This window comes from Azospirillum agricola, assembly GCF_020005195.1.
GTDB lineage: Bacteria > Pseudomonadota > Alphaproteobacteria > Azospirillales > Azospirillaceae > Azospirillum > Azospirillum agricola.
In genome coordinates, this window is the sequence record NZ_JAIFZR010000002.1 from 842,501 (window position 1) to 854,680 (window position 12,180).

Consider the following 12,180-nt stretch of genomic DNA (forward strand, 5'->3'; position numbering starts at 1 on the left):
ACCGGAACCGTCTGGAAAGTCGGGCCACAGTGGGTGATAGCCCCGTATGGGTAAACCGGAAGCAATCCTCGAGTAGGGCGGGGCACGTGAAACCCTGTCTGAACGTGGGGGGACCACCCTCCAAGCCTAAGTACTCCTCAGTGACCGATAGTGCACCAGTACCGTGAGGGAAAGGTGAAAAGCACCCCGACAAGGGGAGTGAAACAGTTCCTGAAACCGGATGCCTACAAGCAGTCGGAGCCTCCTTGCGGGGTGACGGCGTACCTTTTGTATAATGGGTCAGCGACTTAGAGTATGCAGCGAGCTTAAGCCGGTAGGTGGAGGCGCAGCGAAAGCGAGTCTGAATAGGGCGACCGAGTTGCATGCTTTAGACCCGAAACCTGATGATCTAGCCATGGGCAGGTTGAAGGTGCGGTAACACGCACTGGAGGACCGAACTCACGCCTGTTGAAAAAGTCGGAGATGACCTGTGGCTAGGGGTGAAAGGCCAATCAAATCAGGAAATAGCTGGTTCTCCGCGAAAGCTATTTAGGTAGCGCGTCGGATATTGCTCCGGGGGGTAGAGCACTGGATGGGCTAGGGGGGCGCGAGCCTTACCAAACCTAACCAAACTCCGAATACCCGGAAGCACAGTCCGGCAGACAGACGGTGGGTGCTAAGGTCCATCGTCGAGAGGGAAACAGCCCAGACCGCCAGCTAAGGTCCCCAAATCACGGCTAAGTGGGAAAGGATGTGGGAAGGCCATGACAACCAGGAGGTTGGCTTAGAAGCAGCCATCCTTTAAAGAAAGCGTAATAGCTCACTGGTCTAGTTAAGCCGGCCTGCGCCGAAAATGTATCGGGGCTCAAGCCGTGTACCGAAGCTGCGGATGTGATCTCAGATCACGTGGTAGCGGAGCGTTCCGTAAGCCTGCGAAGGGTGTCCGTGAGGCCGCCTGGAGGTATCGGAAGTGAGAATGCTGACATGAGTAGCGACAAAGAGTGTGAGAAACACTCTCGCCGAAAGTCCAAGGGTTCCTGCGCAAGGTTAATCCACGCAGGGTGAGCCGGCCCCTAAGGCGAGGCCGAAAGGCGTAGTCGATGGGAACCACGTTAATAGTCGTGGGCCAGCGGGTGTGTGACGGATGGGAAAGCGTGTGCGGCCTTATCGGATTGGCCGCGCTGGGGACCCGTTCCAGGAAATAGCCCCCGCATCAGACCGTACCCCAAACCGACACAGGTGGACAGGTAGAGCATACCCAGGCGCTTGAGAGAATGGTGTTGAAGGAACTCGGCAAATTGCCCTCGTAACTTCGGAAGAAGAGGGCCCCGTTCGTGCGCAAGCATGGGCGGGGGGCACAGACCAGGGGGTGGCGACTGTTTACTAAAAACACAGGGCTCTGCGAAGCCACACAAGGCGACGTATAGGGTCTGACGCCTGCCCGGTGCCGGAAGGTTAAGAGGAGGGGTGCAAGCTCCGAATTGAAGCCCCGGTAAACGGCGGCCGTAACTATAACGGTCCTAAGGTAGCGAAATTCCTTGTCGGGTAAGTTCCGACCTGCACGAATGGCGTAACGACTTCCCCGCTGTCTCCAACACCAACTCAGCGAAATTGAACTCTCCGTGAAGATGCGGAGTTCCCGCGGTCAGACGGAAAGACCCCGTGCACCTTTACTACAGCTTTGCAGTGGTGCTAGGGATCTCATGTGTAGGATAGGTGGGAGGCTTGGAAGCATGGGCGCCAGCTCGTGTGGAGCCAACCTTGAAATACCACCCTTGAGGTCTCTGGCATCTAACCGCGGCCCGTTATCCGGGTCCGGGACCCTGCATGGCGGGTAGTTTGACTGGGGCGGTCGCCTCCCAAAGTGTAACGGAGGCGCGCGATGGTGGGCTCAGAGCGGTCGGAAATCGCTCGTCGAGTGCAATGGCATAAGCCCGCCTGACTGCAAGACTGACAAGTCGAGCAGAGACGAAAGTCGGCCATAGTGATCCGGTGGTTCCATGTGGACGGGCCATCGCTCAACGGATAAAAGGTACGCCGGGGATAACAGGCTGATGACGCCCAAGAGTCCATATCGACGGCGTCGTTTGGCACCTCGATGTCGGCTCATCACATCCTGGGGCTGGAGCAGGTCCCAAGGGTTCGGCTGTTCGCCGATTAAAGTGGTACGTGAGCTGGGTTTAGAACGTCGTGAGACAGTTCGGTCCCTATCTGCCGTGGGTGTAGGAGTTTTGCGAGGATCTGTCCCTAGTACGAGAGGACCGGGATGGACGCACCTCTGGTGCACCGGTTGTCACGCCAGTGGCATGGCCGGGTAGCTAAGTGCGGACGGGATAACCGCTGAAAGCATCTAAGCGGGAAACCCACCTCTAAACCAGACCTCCCTTGAGAGCCGTGACAGACCATCACGTCGATAGGAGGCGTGTGGAAGGGCGGCAACGCCCGAAGCTAAGCCTTACTAATCGCTCGATTGGCTTGATCCCTCACCGACAAAGCGCGCCGCGCGCAGCGGCAAGCCCGCTTCAAGCCCAGACGGCAAACGCCGTTTCGATCCTCAAAACACGTCACTTGCACGACAGCGCGAACGCGAAACGCTCCGGTTGGACGAGACGTCCGGTTCCTGTGCCTCGGTGACCTGGTGGTCATGGCGAGGTGACAAACACCCGATCCCATCCCGAACTCGGCCGTGAAAAGCCTCTGCGCCGATGGTACTGCGTCTTAAGGCGTGGGAGAGTAGGTCGCCGCCAGGTCTCCAAGGCACAGGGTCAAAACCAGACATCACAAAACTCTCCAAACCAAACGCTTCCGAAAACGCGCGCCATCTTCACGCACACCGGCAACCGCGGGGTGGAGCAGCCCGGTAGCTCGTCAGGCTCATAACCTGAAGGCCGCAGGTTCAAATCCTGCCCCCGCAACCATAAAAAAAGCCCGCTAACTCAAGTGGTTAGCGGGCTTCCGTTTGTCCACGATTTCGCCTCCGAAACGGCTTCGTGGCAGCGTCGTGGAAGCGCCAGGACGGAAACTCCCGGATAGGTTCGGCGGCCTGACATGCGTAAAATGGTGGGCAGTATCTCTCTGAGCGCATGGGCTGAAACGGGAAAATCTTTCGAGGGAGCGGGGGAATAGCCGCTCGCCGCTTCTCATCAACCCGTGCTCCAGCACGCAGTCATGCCCGTGAGGGAGGACACCGGGTGATGTCCGGTCCAGCATTGGCCGGGGAAGCATCCGGTGCACCAAAGGGCAGCGCAGTCCCATCGGGCCAAGTCAGAAGATGGCTTCGGCAAACGGTGCAGTCGCTGCTGCCGAACCCTGGGACTGGAGCCGGCAGGGCGGCGAGGCGAGTGACCAGTGCACATTCGTCGCCATCGGGAAAGACCCAGCAGCCGAGCACGGTTCCTGCCGTGGTCAGCCGATCAATGTGCCAGCGGACGTTCTTGTCCCGGCGCATGTGGCGGCTGATGCGGGCGCGTATTCCACCTGGACCGCGGGCGCTGCCGCAGTACAGGTACTGTCCCGGCGGCAGAACGGTCTTGGCCCGGCCGGGCAGGGCGACCTCCACCGCTTCCGTCAGCCGGACGAGCAGAACGTAGGCCCCGGCGACGGCAGGGGCCGCTTCCCCCGTGTGGTGGAAGTGAGGACTGTGCACGGTCATCATCAGCGGCACTTCACCGTGGCGGGTGGGAGACGTCAACCGGAATGCGGCCAGTTCTTCTCGTGGTCGGGGAACAGCCTGTCCGGAATGCCTTTTTCCTGCGAATCCAGAGTCAGGCGACGTGTCCCAAAGCCGAGGTTGTTCTTGGATCATCATTCGTGAGGTGCTGAGGGATCCGCTCTCAGTGGCCGCTGCGGAAAAGTCCTAAAGTTGCGATGCCTCCCGGCGCCCCCCTGTGTCCGCCTCTCCTGACCTGGGGCGGTGCAGGTGTCGGAGAAAGGGAGAGGGCTGCGGAGGAGACCGCGACGGGCTGACAGGCTGGGGGAGAGTCCTCCGGCGGGTCCGTCGTGGAGACCACGCCATGCCCGACGCCTCACGCACCGTCCGCTCCGCCGGTGAGCGCGCCAGCCTGTACAGCGAGATCACCGCCCGGATCATCGATGAACTGGAAGCCGGCCGGCTGCCCTGGGTGCAGCCCTGGGGTGGAACCGACACCGCCGCCCTCGGCCTTCCCCGCAGCGCCGCCTCCGGCCGCAGCTACAGCGGCATCAACGTGCTGATCCTTTGGGGGGCCGTCTTCGCCGGCGGTTTCTCCGGTCAGACATGGCTGACCTAGGTCGCGTCCCGGTGAGTGGTGTCCGAACGTGAGGCTGGCCCGCCGGAGCGCTCCCCCCTAGCTGGCGCAGGCGGGCCAGCCGTTCGGAAGCAGGCGGTCACCGTGTGTCTTCGGTAAGTTGAGGTTGCTTGACGACCATCAACTGTGACGGAGACCACGATGACCGAGGACAGGATCGCTCTTCAGGACCTGATTGGGAAGAGCGCCGACGCTGACTTCCTGCGCGAGATGGTCGGTTTCGCCGCCCAGCGGCTGATGGAACTGGAGGTCGAAACCTTGTGCGGCGCCGGTTACGGCGAGCGCACGGACGAGCGGCAGACCAAGCGCAACGGGTATCGCGAGCGGAGCTGGGAAACCCGCGCCGGGGCCATCGACCTTCGGATCCCCAAGCTTCGGCGCGGCTCCTACTTCCCGGCCTTCCTGGAGCCACGGCGCACGGCGGAGAAGGCGCTGGTCGCGGTGATCCAGGAGGCCTACGTGCAGGGCATCTCGACGCGCAACGTCGATGACTTGGTCAAGGCGATGGGCATGACCGGCATCTCGAAGAGCCAGGTCAGCCGCCTGTGCCAGGACATCGACGAGCGCGTCCAGGCGTTTTTGAACCGGCCGCTGGAGGGTGACTGGCCCTTTGTGTGGCTGGACGCCACCTATGTCAAAGTGCGCCAGGACGGCCGCATCGTCTCGGTTGCCGCCATACTCGCCATCGGCGTCACCACCGATGGCCGGCGCGAGGTGCTGGGGCTCGGTCTCGGGCTGTCGGAAGCCGAAATCTTCTGGAGCGAGTTCCTGCGCTCCTTGACGCGCCGGGGGCTGCGCGGAGTGAAACTGGTGATCGCCGATGCTCATCTCGGGCTGAAGGCCGCCGCTTCCAAGGTGCTGGGCGCGACACTCCAACGGTGTCGTGTTCATTGCATGAGGAACCTCCTGGCCTGCGTCGGCAAGGCGCACCAGACGATGGTCGCCGCCACCATCCGCACCGCCTTTGCCCAGGAGACCGCCCAGGCCGCCCACGAGCAGTGGCGACACGTCGCCGACAGCCTGCGGCCGCGCTTCTCCAAACTGGCCGCCTTGATGGACGAGGCCGAGTTCGACGTGCTGGCCTACATGGCCTATCCCAAGGACCTGCGCACCAAGCTGCACTCCACCAACCCCTTGGAACGCCTGAACGGCGAGATCAAGCGGCGCACCAATGTCGTCGGCATCTTCCCATGCGAAGCCGCCGTCACCCGACTGGTCGGCGCCCTGCTGCTGGAGCAACATGACGAGTGGGCTGTATGCCGACGCTACATGACCATGGAAAGCTTGGCCGTGCTGTGCAACCCTGCGGGCGACCCGCTTGTCATCTCAGCGGAGTAAACCGGCAGCCTCAGCGCGCCGAGGAACACGAAGCCTCCTCAGACACCACACCCCGGGGCACGATCTTCGCGGCGTATGTCGAGCGCTTGGCGCCGGCTTTGGGCCACGCTGATCGCGCGGCGCCGTTTCGTGCCTATTGCACCGGATTGATCCTTCCAGGCGACCGCAAGAGTGTCGAGCCGATGGCCGCGCGGGTGGAGCCGGGACGTGTCGGTGCCGCCCATCAGTCCTTGCACCATTTTGTTGCCAAGGCGGCCTGGGACGATGCCGCTGTGCTGGCCGGGGTGCGCGATCTGGTTTTGCCGGCGCTGTTGAAACGTGGCCCAATCCGCGCCTGGATCATCGACGACACTGGCATGCCGAAGAAGGGGCGCCATTCCGTTGGCGTGACGCGCCAGTACTGCGGCCAGATCGGCAAGCAGGACAATTGCCAAGTCGCCGTGTTACTGTCGCTGGCAACCGACCACGCCAGCCTTCCCGTCGCCTTCCGGTTGTACCTGCCGGAGACATGGGCTGGCGACGCGGAGCGCCGGGCGCGGACCGGCGTCTCGGACGGGGTCCTCTTCCAGACCAAGCCCGCCATCGCGCTGGACCAGATCCGCATGGCCATGACGGCGGGGCTGCCGCCGGGCGTGGTCCTGATGGACGCAGGCTACGGCAACGACACCGCTCTGCGCGAAGGCGTGACCGCGCTGGGGCTGACTTACATCGCCGGAGTCCAGTCCTCGCTGACCGTCTGGCCGCCCGGTGTGGAACCGCTGCCGCCCAAGCCGTGGAGCGGCAAGGGGCGGCCGCCGAAGCTCCTGCGCCACGCCCCTGGACATGAACCGATCTCGGTAAAGGCTCTGGCCGAAGGGTTGGCGCCGGAGGCTTGGCGCTCCGTCACCTGGCGCGAAGGCACGAACGCGCCGCTGGCCTCCCGTTTCGCCGCCGTTCGCGTTCACGCCGCGCACCGCGACGAGGAGCGGGCGGAGCGTCGCCTGGAGGAGTGGCTGCTGATCGAATGGCCGGAGGGTGAAGAGAAGCCGACCAAGCTCTGGTTGTCCACGCTGCCGGAGACAATGTCGCTCGACGCCTTGGTGGAGACCGCCAAGTTGCGGTGGCGCATCGAACGCGATTACCTCGAACTCAAACAGGAACTCGGCCTCGGCCATTATGAGGGCCGGGGTTGGCGCGGATTCCACCATCACGCGACGCTGTGCATCGCCGCCTATGGATTCCTGATCAGGGAACGGGCGGCGATTCCCCCCTCAGAACCACCTCGCTCCGGGCGCCTCCAAGCGCCTGACCTTCCCGAAAGCTTCCGACCCCGCGGGGCCGCCGCTGCGCCCTGAGCGCCACGTCCCGACGTCCATCGCCACCCTGCGCATCGCAATCGCCAGAATGCTCGCCAGAACTCTTCAGCGATGTCCATGCTGCCATCAATTGCGAATTTTATGACACAGTAGAAAGGCTGCGGAAAAACAGGCCTGTGCAGCGGCCCTTCCTCCGCTGAGGCTCTGAAATGAGGTTTCCGACTCCCGCTTTGGTCGGGATGGATCATTTTTCCCCGCCCCGAGGCTCCCGGAGCTGCCGTTCAGGCAGAGTCCGGGCGTGGTTATGCCGCCGCCAGCAACTTGGGCAGGCGGATCAGGTTGTAAGCGGCGGCGGTCAACGTGAACATCCAGCCGACACGCCTGATGCCGCGATGGCGGGTCTTGCGCAGCCCGGCCCCTTTGATCCAGCCAAACACCTCCTCGATCCGCTTACGAATCCGCACCGATACGGCGTAGCCGGGGTGGCGGGTGGTCCGACGGTCGATGGCAGAGCGACGATTGCTGGTGTTCTGGGCGACGTGCGGGGCGGCGCCCAACTCGCGCATGTTCGCCACAAAATCCTTGGTGTCGTAGGCCTTGTCGGCTCCCACCGTGATGCGGTGGCGGCCGGGGATGGCCTCGACCATGGAAACCGCCGCCTCGCGTTTGGCCAAGCCGGTGGCCGCCGTCAGCCGGACATCGACCACCAGAGCGTTTCGGTTCTCCATCAGCGCATGGCCCATGAAGGCCAGCTTCGCCGGCTGCCCGTTGCCCTTGCGGTAGAGCCGTGCCTCGGGATCGCTGGTCGAGGCATGGGGTTCGTTGGAGCGCTTCTCGCCGTGGAAGTCGCGGTCGCCGTTGCGTCCCGGACTTGGCGGCTCGCCGCTGCCGTCCTTGGGCCGAAAGCTCTTCACGCTGGCCCAGGCTTCGATCAGCGTGCCGTCCACCGAGAAGTGCTCGTCCGACAGCAGCGCCTTGACCTTCGGCTAGCCCAGCACGGTGGCCAGGAACTGGGCCGCGACATCGCCGGCCAGCAGACGCTCCCGGTTCTTGGTGAAGACCGTCACGTCCCACACCGGGGCGTCCATCGACAGGCCCACGAACCAGCGGAACAACAGGTTGTAATCGAGCTGTTCCATCAGTTGGCGTTCCGAGCGCACCGAGTAGAAGGCCTGGAGCAGCAGAGCCCGCAGCAGCTTCTCCGGCGGGATCGACGGCCGCCCGATCTTGGAGTACAGCCCCTCGAACGCTGGCGACATCACCTCCAGCGCCTCGTCCACGATGGCCCGGATCCGCCGCAACGGGTGACCGGGCGGAACCCGCGCCTCACAGCTCACGTAGCTGAACAGACCCTCGCTGCGTTCGTCCCAGCCCCGCATCCTTCTCTCTCCGCCCGCATCCGGTGCCAGGAGAGAGAATCACGACACCCCGCTGCCGAACAGCCCTTGTTCCGCGTCCTGCTAGAGCCTATTCCAGTAGGGAGACGAACTGCCAGACGGTGACGGCGCAGACGATGTGGAGCATGGCCTTGTAGGTGAGGGCGAGCTTTTCCCAGCGGACCAGGATGCGGCGGTAGCGGTTGAGCCAGGAGTGCGCGCGCTCCACTCCCCACCTTCGTGGTTTTCCCGGCTGGGCGGGGGTGGCGGATCGATCCTCGCCCCGGCGCCGGATATGGGCGGTGAGGCCGTGGTCGTAGGCGATCTGACGCGGGCCATCGTAATCGTAGCCCTTGTCCAGGCAAAGATGCTGCGGCTGCGCTGGCGTCGGTGCGGGGCGCGGTACGGCGGTGGCCTCAAGCGTTTGTTCCAGCAGCTTGAAGTCGATCACGTTGGCGCCAGCGACCGCGAGGCCGAGGGGGAGACCGCGGCCGTCGGTCAGCAGTGAACGCTTGGTTCCCAGCTTGCCGCGGTCGGTCGGGTTGGGGCCGACTTTTTTCTCCACCCAGGGGCGCCTTGGTCATCGCCCCGTCCACGGCCATCCAGGTCCAGTCGATGCCGAGCAAGGCATCGTAGGCCAGAAGCCCTTGGCGCCAGAACTCCTCGAACACCCCGGCATCGATCCATTCGCGGAAGCGACGGTAAGCGGAAGACGGTGAACAGATCCCGGTCGCCCGCAGGGCCTGCCGCTGGCTGCCGGTCCGCAGGACAAAGACGATGGCATCCATCGCCGCGCGATCCGGGATCCGTGGATTATGACAGCCCAGCGGGTGCGGCGGACGCTCCGGGAGCAGCGGCTCCATGCGCTCCCACAACTCACCCGGCAATCGCCAGCCGTCATCTTGAACCAACTTGCCCATGAAAACCTCCGCACCGAAAAGCACGGAAGTCCAACAGAGCAGGCCCACCTCGATCCCTACCGAAATAGGTGCTTAGCCAGCGTCGTCCGCTGAGCAATCGAAGCATCTACTTACTTCAGACTTCAAGTTGCTGACATCCTGCGCGTGTCGATCGCCTCCAGCATCGCCTCGAGTCGGCTTTCCAGTATCGCGTCCTTGTAGAACGACGCGTCCGCGACATCGCCTTCGAAGAACATCGTCTGCAAGCCGGCCCGCTGGGCCATCTGCGCTATGATAAGCTGCCCGTTGGAAGCAGACCGGCAGGTCCGGGTGGCGTGGAACACGACCCCTTCGATGCCGTAGTTCTCGCACTCGCGCAGGAGCAGTTCGCCGAGCACCTTGGCGCTGTGATTGAACGGGCACAGCAGGTAGTGCTGCGCCATGCCGAGGATGGGATCGTCCTCATCGATGAGCTGCGGCTCGTTCCAGAACGAGTTGTGGGTGTAGCGCCCGGTCAGAACCGCCGCGTTGTTCTCAGCGAACTTGTTGGCCAGCCACCCGACCTTGTTCCAGTTCATGATGCCGTCGAACGCCAGCCGATAGCGTTCGTTCGGAAGCGCTACGACGCCCTCACTCAGCCGCTGCTCGATCTCGGCCTTCACACCGGCGAAATAGTCGACCAGATCCTGGTTGCCCGGCAGAAAATTGATGGGCGCGATGCTCGCAATCCAATCCCAGAACGTGGCCGGTGCGGGCTTCGAGCGGCACAGCGCCATCGCCTCCAGCCGCAACTGGGACGCCCGCTTGATGTAGTGCATCGACTCGCGAAGCGCTTCCCAGTCAAAAGGCCGACCCGTCTGATGCTCAAGGAACTCGATCAGTTTATAGACCTGCCGTGCAACTTGGCGCGATGCGCTCTCCCATTCCTCGCCCCGCAGATAGCCGGCGTCCGGCTTGTTGCCCCACAGGAGAGGGTACGAGATTTTGAAGAACGGCAGCTTCTTGTCGAACAGGCGGTATGAGATCTCGTCCCATTGCTGGCCGGTGCTACAGCCGGCGTAGGCGTTCACGAAGAAGTCAGGGGGAGGCAGGCGGCTTGCCAGCGCCTCCTGATCGGCTTCGGGGAGAGAGATCCCACGGTCGTCGACGGTCGCGCGCTTCGTCAGGACGGCGCACCCGAGTGTCGTGCGCGCGTAGGAACAAAGCTCATTGATGTAACCGTAATCCTCCCCGGTCCGTTGCGCCGGCCCCTCGAGATGCATCGCGGCGAGGCGAGCGCCGAAGGCCTCGCCATGGCACCACTCGATGCCGGCCGCCTGGAAAAGCGGGCTGACGGCCGCACCATTGTACCAAACGACCTGCGCGCCCCGCTCTTTGGCCGTGAACAGGCGGTCCCAATAATCCTTGACCAGCTTCCCGCCCAGGCGCGTGCTGGTCAGCCGGTTGATCTGGGGCGGTGTGGCGGAACGGGTTTGCGACGGCTCGGAGGACATCGACATGAGCTTCTCCCTGGATCTGCCAAGCGTTCAGGACAGGGCGGGCGCGGCGCGGCGCACGCGCTCGACGAGGGCCTCGACCCGTGTCCTGAGGACCTCCAGAGGAAGTCCCTCGTGTTCGGTTTCGATGAGGAGGTGGGGAACTCCTGCACGGTCAAGCTCCTGCCGGAGCTCGGGATAGTAGAGCATGTGCGGCTCGCAGAATTTTGCGACGAGCACAATCACGGCGTCGGCCCTTCCCTTCCGGACGGCTTCGACGAGGTAGCTCTCCCAATCGATCGTTTTCTGCGCACGGGTCGGACAAGGCACCGCGGCGTTCCGTCGGTAGTACCAATCCACCACCGCTTCGGTGGGGTCGCCCGACGCTGCCACGTCGGTCGCGATGTAGCGGTAGCCCGTGAAGATATCGTCATCGACGATGACCGCCCCGCAGCTTTCGATCATCTCAAGAAGCTCAGGGGCAGGCGCATGGCAGAAGTGGCCCGACAGATGCAGCCGCACGGGATCGGCACCCAAACCGGATGGCTGGCGAAGGGCCGACGACAATTCACGAAGAAGCGTCGTATGCTCTTCGATGTCCATGACCATGCTCGACTTTACCAGGACCTGCATCTGCGACAGCAACAGCCTGACCTTTCCGCTGCGCCGCAGGTCGTAGAAATGGCGAAGAAGACCACGGTTCTCGTTGTGAAGCGCAATGCTTTTCGACAGCGCGGACTCTGTCACCGGCGTGCCGCAGAGGTCGGCAAGCTGCGACTTCAGCAGATCCACCTGAGCCCGTATGTCGGGCCTGTTCCAGTCCTCGTCCATCGAGGCGATGAACTGGGCGAGGATGATCGGCTTTCCAGGCAGTTCGAACCGCATGGCGTCGGCCGCCCCGAGAAGAGCGACGCAATGGTCGACGAGCAGGAACGCGTCGTACACGTCGAGCTGCTTCGTCGCCGCCTGATCCACGAGGCTTCGGGTGTAGCCGCAATAAAACTCGAAGAGGAGCCCGCGGCCATAGGTGATCGGCGCCCGGCTTTCCTGGATCAGGACCGGCAGAGCCCCGGCCGCGTGAACCAGTTCGCTGGGGAAGTTCATCGGCAGGATGCCGACGATCTTGCGCCCCTTTTCCTTCCATGCCGCGGCATAAGCCTGCGGATCGTCAGCGGCCTGGGACAGGGTGGATATGATCTCTTCAACCCTACGCAATTCCCGATCCTCCGCTGCATCCGCCGCACGCCGCCTTTGGGGGCACCCCCCAACCCTGCTGCCCGCTAATTAGTAAACTAGCGTACTATACGATGCAACATCAAATTCGCCGATGCCACGCCGCCATCGGGGCGGGACGCGCGATTGCCGGATTGTGCTTGGACGAGACGCAGGTGGGGCTGATGGTCGCGATCCCGGCGGGCGGCACGCCAGAGTGGCGGCCGCCGGTGTGTGACGCCGGCGGGCCACCATTGTCAACTCGACCCCCAGGGCGCTGTGTGCCTGCGGCGCCCTCCACGAATTCACAGCGCCGGCGC

7 protein-coding genes, 1 tRNA gene, 2 rRNA genes and 1 pseudogene (1 of these 11 running past the window's edge) are annotated in these 12,180 nt (G+C 63.5%); 6 read left to right on the plus strand and 5 right to left on the minus strand.

Annotated features, from left to right (window positions below):
• From JN22_RS06670 to JN22_RS06680, 3 genes are all read left to right on the plus strand, one after another.
• Nucleotides 1–2,462: ribosomal RNA gene (locus tag JN22_RS06670) — 23S ribosomal RNA — on the plus strand (it extends 281 nt beyond the left edge of the window).
• Between the two features lie 151 nt (nucleotides 2,463–2,613).
• Nucleotides 2,614–2,729: ribosomal RNA gene (gene rrf, locus JN22_RS06675) — 5S ribosomal RNA — on the plus strand.
• Between the two features lie 91 nt (nucleotides 2,730–2,820).
• Nucleotides 2,821–2,897: transfer RNA gene (locus JN22_RS06680), tRNA-Met, on the plus strand.
• A 248-nt stretch (nucleotides 2,898–3,145) separates the two neighbouring features.
• Here JN22_RS06680 and JN22_RS06685 read toward each other — a convergent pair.
• On the minus strand, nucleotides 3,146–3,787 hold the full coding sequence (locus JN22_RS06685) for a GIY-YIG nuclease family protein (RefSeq protein ID WP_317852918.1): 642 nt from the start codon (nucleotides 3,785–3,787) through the stop codon (nucleotides 3,146–3,148).
• A gap of 205 nt (nucleotides 3,788–3,992) precedes the next feature.
• Here JN22_RS06685 and JN22_RS06690 point away from each other — a divergent pair, with 205 nt between their 5' ends.
• The 3 genes from JN22_RS06690 to JN22_RS06700 all read left to right on the plus strand — a co-directional run bounded on the left by JN22_RS06690 (nucleotide 3,993) and on the right by JN22_RS06700 (nucleotide 6,937).
• Nucleotides 3,993–4,247 carry an ArdC-like ssDNA-binding domain-containing protein gene (locus tag JN22_RS06690; RefSeq protein ID WP_449658090.1) on the plus strand — a complete coding sequence of 85 codons (255 nt, stop codon included), beginning with the start codon at nucleotides 3,993–3,995 and terminating at the stop codon, nucleotides 4,245–4,247.
• Nucleotides 4,248–4,406: 159 nt separating this feature from the next.
• Nucleotides 4,407–5,603 (plus strand): IS256 family transposase, encoded by a 1,197-nt coding sequence (locus JN22_RS06695; protein WP_085552005.1) that lies wholly within the window; start codon nucleotides 4,407–4,409, stop codon nucleotides 5,601–5,603.
• Nucleotides 5,604–5,665: 62 nt separating this feature from the next.
• On the plus strand, nucleotides 5,666–6,937 hold the full coding sequence (locus tag JN22_RS06700) for an IS701 family transposase (RefSeq protein WP_085553465.1): 1,272 nt from the start codon (nucleotides 5,666–5,668) through the stop codon (nucleotides 6,935–6,937).
• A 263-nt stretch (nucleotides 6,938–7,200) separates the two neighbouring features.
• Here the strand turns inward: JN22_RS06700 and JN22_RS06705 are convergent.
• From JN22_RS06705 to JN22_RS06720, 4 genes and pseudogenes are all read right to left on the minus strand, one after another.
• Nucleotides 7,201–8,277: pseudogene (locus tag JN22_RS06705) on the minus strand (IS5 family transposase).
• 88 nt (nucleotides 8,278–8,365) lie between these two features.
• Nucleotides 8,366–9,194 (minus strand): IS5 family transposase gene (locus JN22_RS06710; RefSeq protein ID WP_211099584.1). Its coding sequence is split into 2 segments (ribosomal slippage): nucleotides 8,366–8,824 and nucleotides 8,826–9,194, totalling 828 coding nucleotides; the frame shifts between segments, so codons are not numbered across the junction.
• A gap of 122 nt (nucleotides 9,195–9,316) precedes the next feature.
• A complete protein-coding gene (locus JN22_RS06715; RefSeq protein WP_085553152.1) occupies nucleotides 9,317–10,672 on the minus strand; it encodes a 2-hydroxyacyl-CoA dehydratase subunit D in 1,356 nt (451 codons plus the stop codon).
• 27 nt (nucleotides 10,673–10,699) lie between these two features.
• Complete coding sequence (locus tag JN22_RS06720) at nucleotides 10,700–11,863, minus strand: 2-hydroxyacyl-CoA dehydratase subunit D (protein ID WP_143268164.1); 1,164 nt, start codon at nucleotides 11,861–11,863, stop codon at nucleotides 10,700–10,702.
• Between the last annotated feature and the right edge of the window lie 317 nt (nucleotides 11,864–12,180).

Coding starts and splice junctions, on each gene's coding strand:
- JN22_RS06695 (WP_085552005.1), top strand. CDS start 4,407: ATGACCGAGGACAGGATCGCTCTTCAGGACCTGATTGGGAAGAGCGCC.
- JN22_RS06690 (WP_449658090.1), top strand. CDS start 3,993: ATGCCCGACGCCTCACGCACCGTCCGCTCCGCCGGTGAGCGCGCCAGC.
- JN22_RS06685 (WP_317852918.1), bottom strand. CDS start 3,787: ATGATGATCCAAGAACAACCTCGGCTTTGGGACACGTCGCCTGACTCT.
- JN22_RS06715 (WP_085553152.1), bottom strand. CDS start 10,672: ATGTCGATGTCCTCCGAGCCGTCGCAAACCCGTTCCGCCACACCGCCC.